Source organism: Dyadobacter endophyticus (assembly GCF_014641595.1).
In the GTDB taxonomy this organism is placed as follows: Bacteria; Bacteroidota; Bacteroidia; order Cytophagales; family Spirosomataceae; genus Dyadobacter; species Dyadobacter endophyticus.
Genome location: NZ_BMIA01000010.1, coordinates 48,493 through 67,877, shown reverse-complemented (window position 1 = coordinate 67,877; position 19,385 = coordinate 48,493). Strand labels below are relative to the sequence as shown.

Below are 19,385 nucleotides of genomic sequence, written 5' to 3'. Positions count from 1 at the left end.
CCCGCATTTTTCACGTCCTCCCGGTATACATTTGCCACAGCCGTACCGTAAACGGTCGTACCCTCGTAAATCTCCACAGTAAGATTACTACCAGGCGCATTTTTATCCCAAACCCAACCAAAGATCTGGTTGCAATCAGGGGTATTTAAAGTTCCCTGGAACTGATTTGGAGAACATGTCAACGTCTTGGGTGATCCCCCCAGAATATAACTGGCCCCTCTTACCCGTATACTTAACTGATGGGGCAAATTATCTTTTAACGCAACCGGCATCGGTATACTAAACCCGTAATTACCGGTCCCAAACCCGGCATTTTTTACAACTTCGCGGTAGATGTTCGCAACAGCTGTGCCGTAAACTATCGTCCCTTCATAAAGTTCGACCGTCAGGGCGGTGTTCGGAGCATATTTGTCCCAGACCCAGCCGGTGATCTGGCCGTTACAATCGGCCGTATCGAAGTTTCCAAAATATTGAGGGGGAGAACACGTCAGCGTTTTTCCGGCACCTGGTAGTGTATAATCTATTCCCTTTACCCTTACACTCAATTGATGGGCCTTTCCATCTCTTAAAGACATAGGAATTACGATCTTAAAACCGTAATTGCCGGTCCCGATGCCGGCAGTTTTCAAATCGTCACGGTATAGATTGGAAACGGTCGTGGCGTGCACAACGTTATTTTCCACGAGCTCCACCGTAAAGGCCTTGTCGGGGCTATTTTTATCCCAAACCCAACCCTGAATATCATTACAATCTGCTTTTTCAAAACTCCCTGCGAATGCACACGCCAAAGTCTTCGGCGATCCGTTCAGAATATAGTTACTGCTTCGAACACGAACGCTTAGCTGATGTGTCAGGCCGTCGCTCAGCAAGGACGATGGTAACCCAATGGTAAATCCGTAGTTACCCGTGCCAACGCCGGAATTTTTTAAATCAGCCCGATAAATATTGGCAGTTGCTGTCGCGTAAACTTGGTTCCCTTCTACCAATTCTACTGCAAGTGTCGAATTAGGATAGTTTGAATCCCATACCCACCCGGTAATTTCCGTGCAACCGGCCACTTCAAAAGTTCCACTGTAATTGGCTGGCAACGATGCTGTCTTCAGCGCTGCCAATGTGTAAGCCTCATAGGTATCCGGAACCAAGGTCTGCGTCGTTGTAATAGAACCCGACGTAAGGCTGCTCGCAGCACCGAAAAGAGAAACCTGATCGACGTTTGAGGTTATTTTCTCCCATCGAGATGTCGAGGCATTCCACCCGACGATGCTGAGTGTGGGAAGGGCGCCCTCTGTCAGCACATTCACCTCACTGGCCGCATTCCATGTTAGCGTTATTTTTGTTGCCTTGTTGCCCCTTATATCCCACAATTCTTTTGCACCCACCGTTTTGACTCCATCATCTTTGTTGGTAGTCGCGAAAGGCGCGCCCGACGGCAGCGAAGCGGTGTTGGGATCGCCCTGGAAATACGCTCCCGTAGTTCCGTCAACCTCAGCCGCGAAAGGCCGGTAAACTCCATTATGCCCTACTGGAAATGTAAATAGGGATGAACCATACTTTTTCACATATCCATCGACATGCTTAGCATCGCTTATCCCTGTGACCTTCGAAGTTTCAGAAAAACTAACTACGCCGCCCGGCGAGTTTCGTTCTGTTTTGACTACTCCAACCTGCTGACCTAAGCAAACGACTGAAAAAGCCAGAAGAGCCAATCCATTAATGAAGGATTTATAGAAAATGCTCATGATCCGATTACTTTACGATGTTGACAGTATAGTCTCCTAAAAACTTCAGCTCTCCGCCAACCTCCACTTTTACATCCCGTGCTGTGACATTCTGCCCAACGTCGACTACATGCCCCGAATTGATTCTGACGAAATCCCGTATGGCAGGTACCCGACCGTTGGACCATATCTCTGGATTGGCCCACGCGCCGGACGCAATAGATTGTACGGTATCTGAAAAAAGCGAGGTAGTCTTAAAATTTCTGAATAAGATCTGATCCGTTTTCGAACCGGCTGTGCCGAACCAGTCGTTGAGCACATCGGAGTAGACGCGCCGAAAATCGATTTGCATCTTTATATCTCGGCTGGTAACACCTGGCGCGGGGGTCGGAGGAAGCAGGCCGTTGACCAGGTCAGGGTTCGTTCCGACCAACTGTCTTTTAATACCAGTTCCAAATACGAACATGGGTGCCCCGACTCCATGATCTGTTCCTTTGGATGCATTGGAATTGGCCCTTCGTCCAAAATCGGAAAATGTCATCCCTAGCACTTTGTCCTCTGTGCCTTGTAGTTTAAGGTCATTTTGAAATGAGTATATGGCATCAGACAGCTTTTTTAACAACTGTGCGTGTATACCTTCCGTGCTAGTTGTGCCTACCTGTCCGGAATGGGTATCGAATCCCCCCAGTTCTACATAATAGATCTTTGATTTTAAACCACCATGAATTAGCCTGGCGACAATTTTCAGTTGATCGGCAAGCTCGTTCTTCTGGGACGCATCGGGGTATACCGCCAGGTTTCTGCCGGCGTCGGCAGCCGCCTTGATCTCAGAAGCATATCCCACTGCGAGCACTTGCTTTTGGCGGATGTAGGAGACAAGCTCCCCGGCATCACAACATGGCAATGGCCCCTCAGTTTCTGTACTTGCTTCCCCGATAAGCTGATAAAAAGTATTTGGGTCCTGGATAGTTACCCCGAGCGACTGATCGGGACCGAGTAATGCCGGGGTTGTTATCTGGCCGATTTGTAAAGCCAAGGGATCCTCCATCTGCTCGTTCGGGTAGCCATCGGGATAACCCGGATACCGGTCGCCAAGATAACGCCCAGCCCAACCGGAAGTGGAGTATTGAGAAGCGTCGACGCCGGTCATCCAGATGTCGGTAGAACGGAAATGCGACTGATCCGGATTAGGATAAGAAACCGAGTTGATGATAGCCAGCTTACCTTCATCGTAGAGCGAACGCATGCCGGTCATCACCGGATGAAAGCCTGTCCCTGCGTTGCCGGCCAGCCTTAGTACGCTACTCTCCGGGATCGCTATATTGCTCCGCAACTGGCTGTAAGTTGAATAATATTCAAGCGGTATCACAGTATTCAAACCATCGTTCCCGCCACCCAGGTAAATGATAACCAATACCCGATCATTGTTCAGCGCCGCAGTTTGCCGCAGGGACCTTACCAATGCTGAGCCTTTCGCCATCGACTTGACACCGAAGCCATCGAGTACCAATGGAACCATCAGGGATGACGCAGCTGATATAAAATCTCTTCTCTTCATTTCCTTACCGAGTTAAAATATTTGGTATTCTGCCATTCTCAGCATGTATTTCAGCAAGGCACGGCAACGCCACAATATGTTGTTTTGCTTGGAAGCGTCTGATGGAGTGGTACGATAAGCATCCCATTCCCTGATCCAAGTTGTTCGCGGACTACTTTTCATCATCATGATCGAGTCGATCAGGAAGTCTTTTTGCTGTTGGCTCAATTCAATGGCAAAGAGATTTTTTGAAAACTCAGCCAGTACTTGCTCGCAGGTAATGGCGGGTGTTCCGGCCACGTCCGAAAAGTTCGGCTGGATACTCCGCAATCTGGCCAGGATATCGACCCCAAGAATATATCCTGGTTTGATCTCCAAAATAGGGTTGACCAACACATCGATCCGGGAGCTGCGTAAACCTATTGTGGTTTCATTAATCCAGTTTTTGGAATATCCGGTCTGATAATAAGGGAGAGAGCCAAACACCGAGGGTTGATTCAGCAGATTCAATTGCAGCAAGTTCATGCTGTTGCTCAAATAGCTGGTCATTTTTTGAAATGGCCCATACTCAGTGGTAATATCAGGAACAGGCTGATTGAACAAGCGGATCGCTCCGATCATAAATTCGGCGGGAGACTTGACTATAGCACCGATATTTCTGTTATCGAAAAATATGTTGCTTGTTAAAAGCTTTTTAAGGACGGGAGCAATAGCGAAGTTATTACCTGGACTGGCAAAAAACGCGGCCAGCGGAACAATTACCTGATCTTCAATCTCCTGGGTCACATTTGGATTGACATACCAGCGGTACAACTTCCTGCAAATGTATTTTGGCGATTCCGGGTGGCCGATGAGCATCGTGATCAGATCCACCAGCTCAGCGTCGCCTGCACCCGTACCCGTACGTCCGGTTATGGTTGTATTGTTATACTTTTCCGAAAAGACTTTGTTGCTGGTGTCGTGCCGGTCGGAATTAAAAACCGAGTCAAAAGTCGTTGAACCTTCCACGTATCGGTTTGTTGCCTGCCAACCTGTCAATACCCTTGCGGCAGTCTTTACATCCTGTTCGGTATAGTTGTAGTTTCCGGCAAAGTCTCTTTGACCAACCGTAAAAAGCTCCTGAAGTTCCCGGGCATAGTTCTCGTTTGGGAGGGCCTTCGTGTTTTCGTTGCCATTTTGAAAAATAAGCATCCCGGGGTCCTTGCTGATTCCTATGGCCAAATCTTTGAAATTCCCGAGGGCATTCGTTCTGAGCAGCCGCAAATACCTGTCGAGGTACCGATAATCCTCCACGGGGGTATATGTCACCACAAAATGATTTTGCCAAAATGCCGTAAGCTTCTCTAAAACAGATGGCTTACCGTTTTGTTCTGCCATCAACCCAATCCACCAATATTTCACATAGTTGAAATAAGTAAAACTCCGGCTCCCGCTAAAAGGCTTGTCGAGAAACGGCTGACCGGCATCAGATCTGGTTGTGTCCATTTCCACCGGCGGAGGCGGAGTAGCGCGATACGAAGAATTGTTAATCAAAATGTCGACGGCCTGACTCGCAGTTTTACCAGTAAAATCGGCTACTTCCTGGTTTGTCGGCCCGAATGTTGCCCTTCGTAACAGATGCGCAGCAGCAGCAGCCGTCAGGGGCGTTGTATATGTATCCAGATATGCCATGATGGCGGCGTAATGGTTGCAAAACGTTAGAAAATTGAAGGAAAATCTCCGACTTGCTTGGGTACCGGTGCGGAGGCGGTTCTGACGGGCACAAGCCACTTGTCCTTTACGGTCGATACGCCAGAAGGATATGCTTGCCTAAATCGTCTGTTTATTATAGGAGCCTGATGGATTAATTGACTCCGGATGGACGCCGATGCGCCCGGGTGTGGAGCGTAAGATTTGAATTCCTACTATCCCGCGATTGGGTTTGGATAGTCTTTACATACATCATTCTTATCAGTGGAACATCACTTCCTAACTCATCACAAAATTAACGAATTAGAAATTACTTATCAAAGTATTTCTACAAATTAATCGACAATATTTTTGATACAGGACTGGAATATAGCTAATTCAGCCGAAGTATTTCGCGCATCCTAAAAAACTCCGCTTCATAGGGAGCAAATATAGTCACATATTCTTTTGTAGAAGGATGTACGAATTCCAGTGACACCGCATGCAACATCATTTGCATCATATTCAATTTCTCCTTAAAAAAACGGTTCTGCTTGTTGCACCCATGCGGCCGGTCGCCAATGATCGGGTGCATAATGTGCGCCATGTGCTTGCGGAGCTGATGCATACGGCCGGTGACCGGATTTAGCTTGACCAGCGAGTAGCGTGATGTAGGATGCTTACCGACAGCGAAGGACATTTCCGTTCTTTGGAGCGTTTCAAAAAAGGTCACGGCATCCTGAACCACGCCGTCGTCGCGTTTGAGGGGATAATCTATTTCACCGCTATCAGGCGCATAGCCCCTAACAACAGCATGATAGGTCTTTTTGACTTCACCGTCCATGAATTTGCGCTGCATTTCACTGTTCGTAGCTTCGTCGAGTGCGAAAAGCAACACGCCTGAGGTCTTACGATCCAGGCGGTGTACAGGGTAGACCTTCTGCCCAAGCTGGTCGCGCAGGAGTTGCACGGCGAAAACATCGGCGTCGCTGGCGATTGGTGAGCGGTGCACCAGCAGGCCATTGGGTTTATTGATCGCCACAAGATGCTCGCAGCGAAACAGGATCTGTAAAGGGTTCATTAAAATGTCTGAAAGCGGGGAAATTTAGCCCACCAAAATCGATTGATGTGTCGAAAATCAACAGCCGGACACATTCACACTAGTGATTTCCCGAGTCCGGGCTCTTTTTCGAATGTCGGATCCGGAACCTGATTATCCCCCACAAGACCAGGTACAATATTCCCAGCAACATGCCGATCTCCATTGCGAAGACCCAGGCGGTGCGATCGAGAAGGCTTTCGAAGAGGTTATTGATAATGGCCCTTGGCTCATGAATGATGTCCCAGCTATTCATTCTCCGCACCCGTCCCAGATATACCCCGAACCCTGCCAGCGGAAGACTGATCAGCAGCAGGGTGTTGGCTGGCTTCTTGTCGTACACCCGTCGCCACGAGCGGTGGATCCAGTAAAGCGAAACCAGACCGTTGAACAGACTTACTTCCGCATAGGAAAAAAGCATGATGGTGTCGTGCCAGGTGAGGTCGCGTTGGTAGTCCACGGTGAGGTGGGCAAGATCGGTGATCATGTAAGGCGCATTGGGGAGAAATGCCAGCCAGGCAATACTCAAAATGCCCAGAATCACCGGAATATCCCCGAAACGCTTCGTAAGATTGTCCGCGAAGAAAGCGATAATGAGGGGTATCCAGCTCAGAAAGAGGTTCCAGTCGAGGGAAAAATCGACGGGGGAGTTGAAAAGAATGCGGACAAGGTGAAAAAACACCGCGAGCAGGCTCAGAAGCAAAAGCAGCAGTAGCGAAAACAAGCCTTCCATCGTGATGATGGGAGGATCGGATACGCTGAATTTATAATTCCTTATCCAATCTATCAGACGGTCCAAGTGTACGTAATTTAAGTTCTTCCATGACGATTAAGCAAGACAAATAATGCTCACGTCTGACCAACGCTGATCAAGAGGCCTGTGCCTCAGTAGGGTTTACGGTTTTGGGCTGATCCTTTTTAGGTCTTCGCCGCTTGTTCCTGCGCTTCGGCATGTCGGTTGCCGTCACAACGGCGCCCGTCGCCACAGCGCCCACTTCCACGCTGGTGGAGTCCTGGGGTTTTGCCTCGCGGTGTGGCTTTCTCGCAGACGTAGCCCCCGGTCCATCTTTCTTTCTATTCTTCCTGTTGCTACTGTTACGCCCTCCCGAACGAAAACGTGGCGGCTCAAATACAGGAGCCTCTCCCAGTCCCAGTTCCGAGGTAACGGATTTTTTCTCCAATTCCTTCTCAAAAAGCCTTTCGATCTTCAATACATATTTCTGATCGTGCTCATTGATCAATGTCATGGCCGTACCTTTCGATTCAGCTCGTGCCGTACGCCCTATACGGTGCACGTAATCTTCGGGATCGCGGGGAACATCGTAGTTCACCACATGGCTGAGATTATCAATATCTATGCCGCGGGATAATACGTCGGTCGCGACCAGGATTGGAAACTGCCGGTTTTTGAAATCACGTAGTACGATTTCACGCTCACCCTGCTCTGAATCAGATGAGATACCATGCGCACCCAGGCCCAGTTTTCGCAGCGCCCGCACGATCGGCTCCACGTTCGATTTACGGGAGGTGAACAACACCATGCTGATATTTTCAACGCCTTTCAGCAAATGCATCAGCAAAGGTAGCTTTTGCTCGTCCCTGGCAAGGTAAAATTGTTGGTCAATCCGGTCAGCCGGACGTGATACCGCCAGTCTTATCTCCTCTGGGTCTTTCAAAATACGTTTGGCCAGATCGCCGATCTTTGGCGGCATCGTGGCTGAGAACATCAGCGTCTGTCTCTCAGTAGGCAGATAGCTCATGATCTTTAGTATATCACTCAGGAAACCCATGTCGAGCATACGGTCGGCCTCATCAAGAACCAAATGCCGCAGATCTCTAAAATGAACGTAACCCAACTGCAAATGCGCGATAAGCCTGCCCGGCGTAGCGATAATAATGTCGGCACCCTGAGTCAATGCTTTTTTCTGTTGGTCCCATTCCGGGCCTTTATTGCCACCATACACGGCGATGCTCGTCGCACCTACAAAATAGCCCAGGCCCTGAATTTGCTGGTCGATCTGAACGGCAAGCTCGCGGGTTGGCACCAAAATCAGTGCACCGGTATGTTCATTGGCCTCGTGGGCGACCTTGTCGAGAATAGGAATCAGGTAAGCGGCGGTTTTGCCGGTCCCGGTCTGTGCGCAAGCGAGCAGGTCTTTGCCGCTGATAATATGTGGTATAGCCTGCTCCTGGATAGGCGTTGCCTGTTGGTAGTTCATAGAGTCCACGGCGTTCAAAACGTCTTCGTGGAGTTCAAATTCGTTGAAATTCAAAATTCAGCTTTTAAAAATCCGTAAATCCATTGATTTACAGATGTGTTATAGATATAGCTGACTTTGATTTTCCCAGTCAGCAAACCGCTCGATTTGAACAAATATAACCAATAAGTGCTAAAATGACAAGAAGGTGCGAAACCATCGTGTAAAAGATTCACTACACGGCAGTCTCGCACCTTCTCCAACTAAGGCGTTTTTTCAGACGTCGACGGTCGCCAGATCATTCGCTTCTTCGGGCGTATAAAGTCTCGAACGGGTAAGAAAACGCAGCCCCAGCGGTATTTCCAGCGAAAAGCTCGAGCCCCTTCCGGGCACAACATCGATCATCAGCTGGGTATGCTGCCAGTATTCGAACTGGTCGCGACTCATGAAAAACTCACAGCCCCTTATTTGCCCCAACAACACATCGCTCTCCGACACGCGGAACTCACCTTTGGGGAAACACATAGGCTGTGAGCCATCACAACAACCGCCACTCTGATGAAACATCAGCTCTCCGTGGAACTCCCGAAGCTGGTCGACGACCTTTTCGGCTTCGGGAGTAATCAATACGCGCTCTGTCATGACATACTCAGAAAAATCCCAACTTGTTCTTGTCATACGAAATCAGCATGTTCTTGGTTTGACGGTAGTAGCCCAGCATCATTTTGTGGTTCTCCCGACCAAAACCCGATTTCTTATAACCACCGAACGGAGCGTGGGCTGGATAGGCGTGGTAGTTATTGACCCACACCCTACCCGCCTGGATCGCCCGCGGTACCTGGTAGAGCTCGTGTGCGTCGCGTGTCCATACACCTGCGCCGAGACCATAAAGTGTGTCATTGGCAATGGCAATGGCTTCTTCGGTCGTTTTAAATGTTGTCACGCATACCACCGGACCAAATATCTCCTCCTGGAACACCCGCATTTTGTTATGACCTTTGAAAATGGTAGGTTGAATGTAATAGCCCCCCGAAATACCGTTCTCAAAAGCCTGCGCAGCCCCGCCAGTGAGCACCTCTGCGCCTTCTTCTTTGCCTATTTTAAGGTAGGACAGTATTTTTTCGTACTGGTCATTCGAAGCCTGCGCGCCCATCATCGTACTACCATCAAGCGGATGGCCCATTTTGATAGCTTTTGTACGCTGTATCACCCTTTCAATGAACTTGTCATAGATACTTTCATGCACCAGCATCCGCGAGGGACAGGTACAAACTTCGCCCTGGTTCAACGCGAACAGCACCGCGCCTTCGATGGCCTTGTCCAGAAACGCGTCGTCCTCATCCATTACCGACGGGAAGAAAATATTGGGCGACTTACCCCCAAGCTCCATCGTTACCGGCACCAGGTTGTCGGAGGCGTACTGCATAATAAGCCGCCCGGTAGTGGTTTCCCCTGTAAATGCAACCTTGGCCACACGCGGCGACGATGCGAGCGGCTTTCCAGCCTCCACGCCGAAGCCGGTCACAATGTTGAGCACGCCCGCAGGCAAAATATCTCCTATAAGCTCCATTAATACCATAATAGAAGTCGGTGTCTGTTCGGCGGGTTTCACCACCACACAATTTCCCGCAGCCAGTGCGGGCGCGATTTTCCAGGTTGCCATCAGCAAGGGAAAATTCCAGGGGATGATCTGCGCGACCACGCCCAGCGGTTCATGCAGGTTAATGCAAACAGTATTTTCGTCATGCTCAGAAACACTGCCTTCCTCCGCACGGATGACGCCTGCAAAATAGCGAAAGTGGTCGACGCAAAGCGGCAAATCGGCTGCGCGGGTCTCGCGGATCGCCTTGCCGTTATCGATGGTTTCTACAATAGCCAGATATTCAAGATTATCTTCAATCACCTGCGCGATTTTCAGGAGCAGGTTGCTGCGATTGGTCGCGGAGGTTTTGCTCCAAGCCGGAAATGCGGCATGAGCCGCGTCAAGGGCGGCTTCCACGTCTTCCTTCGTGGAACGGGCGGCCCGGGTGAACACCTGTCCGTCGATCGGCGAGACGTTCTCGAAATACTCCCCTTTGGCGGGTGCCACAAATTTGCCGTTGATATAATTATCGTATTTTTCCTTGAAATCGGGCCGCCTGGCCAGATTGCCACTATTGTACGTCTTACTTTCGGCTGTCTGATTTTCGGTGATCGTGTCCATGATTAAAGGTTAATTTTAGAAATAATTGACATTACAAACCTAGTCTGGTGAATCGTTAATCATTGGCACGATCGTGTCAAGTGTTAGGATAATTATCTCATTTTTTCAAAAAACAATTATATTTAATGATTAAAAGAAAGGAAGGATCGAGAAAAGGAACGATCTTCATTTGCGATCAGAAGCAGTTCACCTATTGCAGGGATCCTGAAAAAGGTTGTTGAGATTTTAAATAAAAGGACAATGGCGGCAGGTTTGAGATTGGATCAGGTGGCGGTTTCGGGAGAGAAATCGTTGAAGACATTGGTAGAAAACCGCAGGGCATTTACGCTGGAAAACTGTGAGCTGAACCTGTTCGAAACTTTACAGACTTCGGCATTGGTGCCACTTACATTCCCTGATTTTGTGGTGACTAGCATGCTGCGCGGTAAAAAAATCATGCATTTGTTTGATCAGCCGGGCTTTGAATATTTACCAGGCGAAACCGTGCTTGTACCAGCGAATGTGACGATGAAAATCGACTTTCCCGAAGCTGCTCGCGAGAATCCCACCCAATGCATTGCCCTGGCAATCGACCAAATGAAAATCCAGCAGATCGTCGACCGCCTAAGCGAAACTTACCCGCGCGAAGGTCGGCAGCAATTCTGGTCGTTACAGCACAGCCAGTACCATTTCCTCAACAATATCGAGCTCGCCCAGACGCTCAACAAGCTCATAAAAATCTGCTCGGGCAGCGCATTAGGTAAAGACATCCTCGCCGATCTCACATTACAGGAGCTCATCGTGCACATCATACAAACCCAGCACCTGGCGGCCACCGACGAAGCCTCCTACCTGCATGAGGACAACCCATTGGCATTTGTGGTGAGCTATATCAAGGCTAATATCAACGAAAAGATCCAGGTAGAAGACCTGAGCGAAAAAGCATGTATGAGCCGGGCATCATTCTACCGCGCATTCAAACGCGAGTTCAGCATCAGTCCCCTGGACTTTATATTAAGAGAAAAGATCAAAAAGGCTAAGCAGCTTTTGTCACACACAAAGGACAGCATTTCCGACATCTGCTATGAGCTTGGCTTCACCGATTTGAATTACTTCGGAAGGCAATTCCGAAAGTCGGAAGGCATTTCGCCAAGCCAATACCGGCATGTCTCGAATCGCGAGGAATGATGTTAGGTCAGATGGGGCAGGAATAGTCATTGACCACTCCTGACAAACCGTTACACAATTCGACCCGCCTTTAACCTGTCCGTCATCATAATAGACCGGTCAATTCGCACCTGCACCGATTTGGCGCCGGCGATATAGTGAATAATAGCCCGTTGATTTACGGGTTTCGCATTTTGGAACAACCTGTTTGCTTCTTCGTCCTGGGCCAGCAGTTCCTGCAATTCCTCCGGCATATCCCGGCCGTACTCGCTGTCGTCCTTGCGGACGGTTGCATGTAGCTTTTGGCCTAATGCCAATTTGCCCTGTTGACGAAGTTGTGTAGCTACATTGATATAGAAGCCTCCCCCACCTTTCGGCCGGATCGCGCATTGAAAATGCACATGTCCGTTGATCACACAACGTACACGCGCGGGCTTGCGGCCCTCCACGAACTGGGCGGCCACCTCCTCGGGGACCAAAATATAAAATTCGCCTCCCTTTTTGGGGAGGCGTTCCAGTATCGATTCAAAATGAACTTCTTCTTCCATCGGAAGTAATGCGGTTACTCAGTTAATGGTCTTACCTGAATGTCTTTATAATACACCACGCTCTTGGGATCGTGCGCCTGCAATGCAAATGTACCTTGTTTCAGGAACCTATTCTTCATCTCACCCACACGCTTGTCAACGCCCGTTTCTTCATAATCTACCACCACTTTGTCGTTGATCTTAATGGTAATGTGTTTGCCTTCGACTTTGACGTACTCGGTATACCATTCGTTGTCTTTCACGTACGTATCTTTCACGTCTATTACATTATAAAGGCTGCCGGTACGCTTATAGTCGGTATGCGACTGGTTTACCTGCACTTCGTAGCCTAGCGCGGGCCAGCCGTCTTCCTGGTACGTGGTGTGGATGAAAATACCTGAATTGGAACCCGGCGTGGTTTTGACCTGTGCCTTAAACTCGAAATTTTTGAACATATGGTTCTTGACCGGCCCTTCATAGAAAAGATGCGCCCGTGGCCCGGCCACTTTGATGGTGCCGTCCTCGATGGAAAAGGAGCTCGCATTCGCACCGATTTTCCAACCTGTAAAGTCCTTTCCATTGAATAGGCTAATCCAGCCGTCCTGTGCGTGTGCAGAAATTCCAAGGGCAATGCTCAGCAAAACAGCGCTGCAAAAACCATGCATTAATCTTTTCATAAAATTCCGGTTTGGTAGTTCAAAAAGGTTGGTTTGTGAAAATCAGTCAATGTGTAACTAAACCGCAAAGTCCCTAAAACTACTGATTCTTCACACAAAGTTTACCCACCGGACGGCAACCTTCGAGCCTGTTTTGTGGTTGTATGGTGTCGGGAGGCCAGCCGCCGTTCCGCAACCACCGAAATTTCGATGAAGAACCCCTATTTATCCCTTCTTGCCACCGCCTGGCGCTACGCCCGCCAGCAACGCGGTCGTTATCTGCTCGTTTACGGAATGTTCGTGATGGCCAACCTGGTGCTGGCGGCGCATCCGCTGCTTTATGGATGGTTCATTCAATCCATCCAACAAGACGCTGAGGGTACTTTGCGAAATGTGTGGGTATATGGAGGCGCATACCTGGGCCTGATCCTGCTGGAATGGGCATTTCACGGACCCGCGCGTATAATGGAGCGCAAACTGGCATTCGACCTAAGCCGCAATTTCCTAGACGAACTTTATCATCAGTCTTTGCATTTGCCCATTCGCTGGCATCAGGACCACCACAGCGGCGCGACAATCAACCGCATCCGCAAAGCCTATGAGGCATTGAAGGATTTTTTCCAGAACGGCTTCATGTTCCTGCATGCATTCGCCAAATTCGTCTTCTCATTTGTCGCTATCATCTGGTTCTCGCCGCTGTATGGGGCCATCGGCGTACTGATCGGCATTATCAATGTCTATGTGATTTTCAGGTTCGATAAACCATTCATCAAAGCGCTCGACGAATCGAACGAGAAAGAGCATATTGTTTCCTCAACATTGTTTGATAGCCTGTCCAATATCATCACCGTGATCACGCTACGGCTTGAAAAACGGATGAAAATCAGCCTATTGAATAAAGTCGGCGATGTTTTTCCTCCTTTCAGGCGGTCGGTGGTGATTAATGAATGGAAATGGTTTGTGGCCAGCGTCTTCATTGCGATCATTTATGTAGTGGTCACAGTCGGTTATGTGCACCAGCATTATGTGCCAGGCGAGGTATTTCTGGTCGGCGGACTGGTGACATTGCTGAGCTACGTCAACCAGTTCACCAGCGTGTTCCAGGACATCGCCTGGCAATACACCGAAATTATCCGTTATAACACCGAAGTCCAGACCGCGAGAGCCATAGGTGAAGCTTATCATGAGCATCACCGGGTGGATGAGGCCGGCGATCTTCCCGACAACTGGCAGGAAATCCATATCAGTAATCTGAACTTCTCGCACGGCGAGGTTTACGACTCCGAAAAGCAAGCACACAGTCTGCACGGGCTCGATATCCGCATCCGTCGGGGTCAACGTATCGCATTCATCGGCGAAAGCGGCAGCGGGAAAAGCACCCTGCTGGCATTGTTGAGGGGTCTATACCAACCGGAAAATGGTTCAAAAGTGTCCGTCGACGGTCAGGATGCCGCTATCGAAATGCTCGCCGACCAGGTGACACTCTTCCCGCAGGATCCGGAGATCTTTGAAAATACTATTGCTTACAACATAACTCTCGGCCTGCCATTCGAAGAGCGCGATATTATGCAGGTCTGCGAAACGGCTCACTTCGCCGAAGTGGTCGACAAGCTACCCAAAGGCCTCGAATCAAGCATTCAGGAAAAGGGTGTTAACCTTTCGGGCGGGCAAAAACAGCGGCTCGCGCTCGCTCGCGGCATCCTCGCAGCACGCACCAGTGATATTATTCTGCTCGACGAGCCTACCAGCAGCATTGATCCAAAAACAGAGGCGCAAATTTACGATAAGATGTTTGGGGAGTTTTCGGACAAAGCGGTGATATCTACCCTACACCGGCTGCATCTGCTTGTGAAGTTCGACTACGTGTATCTGCTACAAAACGGGCATTTAATAGATGAGGGAACATTTGCACATTTACGCCAAAACAGCCCTGCCTTCAAAGAACTGTGGCAACATCAGGAGACGCTGGTGCACCGCCATGCAGAATAACTTCCTGCTTACCGGCACATTTTTTTAATGAATGTTAACAGAAGTTTAAATAAATAAAAATAGTGCAAATAACACGAAACATTATCCCATCTCCGGACCACGTACCGTCAATGTACCTCTGCCAAGACCGACCACATAACAAACGGAAACCTGCTTATATCTGGCAAATCGCAGTTTGTGGTAGCTTTGAGACTGTCGGTAACAAAGTAAGTGCGCCATTGAATAGTACAATTCGTTACCGTTCAGTTAAATCTTGAATTTTAAACCCGGAATTTTTCGGTAAATGGACTATTTTGACTTATTTTGATCCAAAGTCTTTTAAACTTACTACTCCGGCTTAGCACTTTTGATAATTTCATTTTTCTAATTTTGTAAATCATCGAAGTCTGCTGTCGGAATTTCATATGCTCAACTGGTTATTTAATAAAAAGTCTAACAAGGAAGTAACGCTAGATCACATCGGTATCGACATACATTCCCACATGATCCCGGGAGTCGACGACGGAGTTGAGACGGTGGCGGACTCGGTAGCGATGGCTTCCAAAATGCAGGCCCTCGGCTACCGGCATATCATCACAACCCCCCACGTGATGTGGGATTGCTACCGCAACACCCCTGAAATAATCCTTGGAAAACTTGAAGAAGTGCGGCAAGCCAGCAAGGATGCTGGTTTGACCATCCAAATTGGAGCGGCCGCAGAATATTTCCTGGACGAACATTTCAACCATTTGCTGAACACCGGACAACAAATGCTGACCCTGCCAGGAAACCGGCTCTTAGTAGAGCTTCCCTATTCCACACCGCTGATGAACACTTCGGAAACGCTGTTCTCCATCATCGAAAAGGGCTATCAGCCGGTACTCGCGCACCCTGAACGCTACACATACTTCTATTCGGACCCATCCATTTACAAAAAACTGGCGGACGGCGGCTGTGAGCTGCAAGTAAATATTTTGTCGTTATCAGGGTACTACGGAGAAAACATCAGCAAAATGGCCGAATGGCTTTTAAAAAATAACCTGATCACATTTTTAGGCACTGACGCACATAAAATCCAGCATTTGGAGATGATTCAGCGCAGCAACAGGAACAACTGGGTCTCCCGGTATCCGTTTCAAAATGAAAAACTTATAAATTTTTGATGACGATAATTGAATTTATTTTATATTTGTAGCGAATTTTCAATAGGCTTGTACTTGAACTTTATCAAGAAGCGATGAACAATAACCTAATCGAATACCAGTACCAGTGCCCCGGGAATACGCATCTGCGACAATATGGACAACTAATTGCGTAATTTCAAATAATCAGTTAAATATCTCACCGACAATATTTTACACGAAACAATACTTACTCAACGTTTAACTAATGGAATTTAGCCCCAAAAAATTGACAAGAGTTGCTGGCGCCCTGGCTTTTGCTTACTTCGTGATAATTACAGGAATGACTTCCTGCGTATCCCCTAAATCGATTGTATATTTCCAAGGAGATTCGACACGTTATTACTCGCAGGACATTAAACAAACTTACGTTCCTAAAATTCAGCCCAGCGACATCCTTTCCATCATCGTGGGGAGCTTGAATCCGGAAGCGAATGAGGTCTTCAATACGCCGAACCAATTCACAACGGCGAGTACTAACTATTCCAACGTCGGAGGAGCACGTGTGCAACCACTGGGTTACCTGGTAGATACCGACGGCCAAATCGAAATTCCGTTAATCGGAAAGCTGAAAGTCGGTGGCTTACGGACAACTGATGCTGCCGATACGATCAGGATAAGACTACAAAATTTCCTGAAAGAACCTTCTGTAATTGTGCGGAACCTGAACTTCAAAGTCTCAGTACTGGGTGAGGTAAAACAGCCTGCTATATATGTCATTCCTGATGAAAAAATTACGCTGCCGGAGGTGTTGAGTTTGGCTGGCGATCTTACGATCTACGGAAACAGAAGCAACGTCATGATCGTACGGGAAGAGAATGGCAAGCGGGAGTACGCGAGACTCGACTTAACCTCACGGGAGGTATTTAACTCACCCTATTATTACCTGCACAAAAATGACCTGGTTTATGTCGAGCCGGTTAAAGCTAAAATGCTTGATACCGATAGCCGGATCAGAACCGTCCCCCTTATTGTAACCATAGTTGGAGGCCTCAGCACGCTGGGTATCCTGATATTAAATTTAACCAAGTAGCCCCAAATCATAGTTTCTTATACTCAACGTTATGAAAGACAGCACTTCCAATATGCATTCTCAAGATATTTTTGAGGAGGAAGACCAAGATTTTAGCCTTAGCGAGTATATACGCCGCTATGTAAGATATTGGTATCTATTTCCAATTTTTATAGCTCTTGCCTTAACTGCCGCCTTCTTCTATTTACAGGTTACACAACCCATTTACAGCACCAAGACCAGCATTCTGATCAAGGATGAAAACAAAGGTCTGAGCGGGGCACAAGGCGACATCCTCTCCGAGCTTAGCAGCCAGTTTGGCGGGAATAAGCTGGTTGAGAATGAGCTTGAAATTATCAAGTCTCAAACACTCATGGAGCAGGCAATTAAAGAATTGGACCTGGATGTCTCCTACACGACCAAGGATGGGTTGAGGACAGTAAATCTTTATAAAACCAGCCCGGTAATTGTCAAAGCGGAAGTTATTAATCCTTTTGGCTACCGTGAGCCTATGATTATCCATGTTGTTGACAGTACTCACTTTCGCTTTAATGACGAAGACAGAGCATTTACTTTCAACCAGCGTTTCAACAACGCATGGGGTGCATTTATTGTAACCAAGGGAACCGACTCCGAATTTGATGAGGTTAAAGTTCACTTTACAGAAGTAAAAAACCTTGCAGAAGACATGCTTAACCGGCTTTCGGTAGAGCAGCCCAACGCCAAAAGCACTGTTCTCGAACTAACCTACGAGGATTCGGATGTGCAACGGTCAAAGGATGTTTTGAATAAGTTGCTCGACGTCTATGTCCAGTCTTCGCTTAGTGATAAAAACAGCGAGGCAAGCAATACCCTGAAATTTATCGAAAACCGTTTAGGCCTTATTACAGGCGAATTGGGTGACGTAGAGAAGGATGTTGAATCATACAAGACTAACCAGGGCATTACCGACATCAGTGCGGAATCTCAGTTATTTCTTGAGAATATTAAGGAAAACGATTCCAAGCTTAATGAAGTTAATACCAAGATCAGCATATTGGAGAGTGTCGACAACTACATTCAAAATGCTGGCGAGGGTGCAGTCGCTCCTGCTACCTATATGATTGATGATCCCGTATTGGTGTCGCTGCTTACGAAGTTCAACGAACTCGAATTGCAGCGCGAGCGCTATGCCCGGACCACTTCCCCCAACAACCCTTTGCTGCAAACTATCAATACGCAGCTTGCGGGAACACGCCAGTCGATCCGTGAAAACGTGCAAAATTTGAAGCGCGGGATGGCTGTGACTAAAAGGAACCTTGAAGGTATTAACACCCGATTTTCTGCCGGACTGAGGAGTATTCCGAAGAAGGAAAGGGAATTTGTCGGAATTAAACGCCAGCAATCCATTAAGGAAGAACTTTATCTGTATTTGCTGCAAAAGCGCGAGGAAACTGCGCTGGCATATGCATCTACTGTAACTGACAGCAGGCTGATCGACGCTCCGATTTCGACGTTTCACCCCATTAAACCAAAACGCGGCCTGATCTGGCTGGGAGCCGGAGCAGTCGGAGTTATTGTTCCGTTCCTGCTGATAAATCTGTTATTCTTACTTAAAAATACTGTTCAGCGCCGCGAAGAGATTGAGAAAGTCACTCATTCTTCGATCCTCGGTGAAATTGGCCAGATGAAGGCCCTGCCTGATGGCAAACCGGGAGAAGAAGCTGTCATCAAGATGACAAGCCGGAGCGCAGTTGCCGAACAATTCCGGGCTTTGAGAACGAACTTGCAATACCTCGGGGACGGAAGTTGCCGGGTGATCATGTTTACCTCATCAATCGGTGGAGAAGGGAAGAGTTTTGTCAGTATCAACCTCGCTGCCAGTCTTGCGTATTCGGATAAACGTGTATTGCTGATTGGGCTTGACTTGCGCAAACCTACTTTGCATGAACGCTTGATGGTTCCCAATAAATTTGGCGCATCCAACTGTCTGATAGGGCAAGGGCATTATGAGGACTTCATCCAGCCTACCGGTGTACACCCCAAATTCGACGTGCTAACCAGTGGGCCGATCCCTCCCAACCCGTCGGAGCTTCTTAGCAATGGTAAACTACCTGTGCTTCTGACAGAGCTTAAAGAGAAGTATGATTACATCCTCATTGACTCACCTCCTTACGGACTTGTGACTGATGCGGCGTTAATTGGTGAACATGTCGATGCTACGCTTTATATCGTTCGTTTCAACTATACCGTTGTCGATCATTTGAGACGCATTGGGGAGCTACGTCGCGCTCGCAGATTCGCCAACCTATCTGTGGTATTCAATGGCGTTAATTACGGTGCAGGATACGGTTACGGATACGGGTATGGGGGCTACGGCTACGGATACTACGACGAAGAAACCGAGAGCAAAGTCCAAACTATCGGCACACGGATTAAAAAGCTCGTTAGCAAAAGCTGATAGCATTTCACATACGTTCCTACTATTCCAAA

At 48.2% G+C, this 19,385-nt stretch carries 14 protein-coding genes and 1 pseudogene; 5 read left to right on the top strand and 10 right to left on the bottom strand.

The genetic code is table 11. The features are described 5' to 3' along the window. From IEY24_RS32430 to IEY24_RS32395, 8 genes and pseudogenes are all read right to left on the bottom strand, one after another. A pseudogene (locus tag IEY24_RS32430) lies at positions 1-1,739 on the bottom strand (T9SS type A sorting domain-containing protein); the annotation flags it as partial. Positions 1,740-1,746: 7 nt separating this feature from the next. Beyond that, complete coding sequence (locus IEY24_RS32425; protein WP_188939453.1) at positions 1,747-3,276, bottom strand: DUF1501 domain-containing protein; 1,530 nt, start codon at positions 3,274-3,276, stop codon at positions 1,747-1,749. A gap of 12 nt (positions 3,277-3,288) precedes the next feature. Then, positions 3,289-4,926 carry a DUF1800 domain-containing protein gene (locus IEY24_RS32420; RefSeq protein WP_188939452.1) on the bottom strand — a complete coding sequence of 546 codons (1,638 nt, stop codon included), beginning with the start codon at positions 4,924-4,926 and terminating at the stop codon, positions 3,289-3,291. Positions 4,927-5,317: 391 nt separating this feature from the next. Beyond that, on the bottom strand, positions 5,318-6,004 hold the full coding sequence (locus IEY24_RS32415; RefSeq protein WP_188939451.1) for a pseudouridine synthase: 687 nt from the start codon (positions 6,002-6,004) through the stop codon (positions 5,318-5,320). Positions 6,005-6,083: 79 nt separating this feature from the next. Continuing rightward, on the bottom strand, positions 6,084-6,821 hold the full coding sequence (locus IEY24_RS32410) for a DUF1361 domain-containing protein (protein ID WP_229223386.1): 738 nt from the start codon (positions 6,819-6,821) through the stop codon (positions 6,084-6,086). Positions 6,822-6,891: 70 nt separating this feature from the next. Next, positions 6,892-8,295: a DEAD/DEAH box helicase gene (locus IEY24_RS32405; protein WP_188939450.1), complete on the bottom strand. Its 1,404-nt coding sequence runs from the start codon at positions 8,293-8,295 to the stop codon at positions 6,892-6,894. A 201-nt stretch (positions 8,296-8,496) separates the two neighbouring features. Further along, a complete protein-coding gene (locus tag IEY24_RS32400; protein ID WP_188939457.1) occupies positions 8,497-8,862 on the bottom strand; it encodes a DUF779 domain-containing protein in 366 nt (121 codons plus the stop codon). 7 nt (positions 8,863-8,869) lie between these two features. Beyond that, positions 8,870-10,423, bottom strand: coding sequence for an aldehyde dehydrogenase family protein (locus IEY24_RS32395; RefSeq protein WP_229223385.1), 1,554 nt, complete (start codon positions 10,421-10,423; stop codon positions 8,870-8,872). 240 nt (positions 10,424-10,663) lie between these two features. Here IEY24_RS32395 and IEY24_RS32390 point away from each other — a divergent pair, with 240 nt between their 5' ends. Further along, positions 10,664-11,590 (top strand): AraC family transcriptional regulator, encoded by a 927-nt coding sequence (locus IEY24_RS32390; protein WP_188939449.1) that lies wholly within the window; start codon positions 10,664-10,666, stop codon positions 11,588-11,590. Positions 11,591-11,640: 50 nt separating this feature from the next. Here IEY24_RS32390 and IEY24_RS32385 read toward each other — a convergent pair whose 3' ends face one another. After that, on the bottom strand, positions 11,641-12,117 hold the full coding sequence (locus IEY24_RS32385; protein WP_188939448.1) for a DUF1905 domain-containing protein: 477 nt from the start codon (positions 12,115-12,117) through the stop codon (positions 11,641-11,643). A gap of 14 nt (positions 12,118-12,131) precedes the next feature. Continuing rightward, complete coding sequence (locus IEY24_RS32380; protein WP_229223384.1) at positions 12,132-12,773, bottom strand: 3-keto-disaccharide hydrolase; 642 nt, start codon at positions 12,771-12,773, stop codon at positions 12,132-12,134. Positions 12,774-12,962: 189 nt separating this feature from the next. Here IEY24_RS32380 and IEY24_RS32375 point away from each other — a divergent pair, with 189 nt between their 5' ends. The 4 genes from IEY24_RS32375 to IEY24_RS32360 all read left to right on the top strand — a co-directional run bounded on the left by IEY24_RS32375 (position 12,963) and on the right by IEY24_RS32360 (position 19,353). Then, a complete protein-coding gene (locus IEY24_RS32375; protein WP_188939447.1) occupies positions 12,963-14,741 on the top strand; it encodes an ABC transporter ATP-binding protein in 1,779 nt (592 codons plus the stop codon). Between the two features lie 404 nt (positions 14,742-15,145). Then, a complete protein-coding gene (locus IEY24_RS32370; protein WP_188939446.1) occupies positions 15,146-15,883 on the top strand; it encodes a tyrosine-protein phosphatase in 738 nt (245 codons plus the stop codon). Between the two features lie 301 nt (positions 15,884-16,184). Then, positions 16,185-16,934: a polysaccharide biosynthesis/export family protein gene (locus IEY24_RS32365; protein WP_229223383.1), complete on the top strand. Its 750-nt coding sequence runs from the start codon at positions 16,185-16,187 to the stop codon at positions 16,932-16,934. Between the two features lie 31 nt (positions 16,935-16,965). Beyond that, a complete protein-coding gene (locus IEY24_RS32360) occupies positions 16,966-19,353 on the top strand; it encodes a GumC family protein (RefSeq protein ID WP_188939444.1) in 2,388 nt (795 codons plus the stop codon). Positions 19,354-19,385 lie beyond the last annotated feature (32 nt).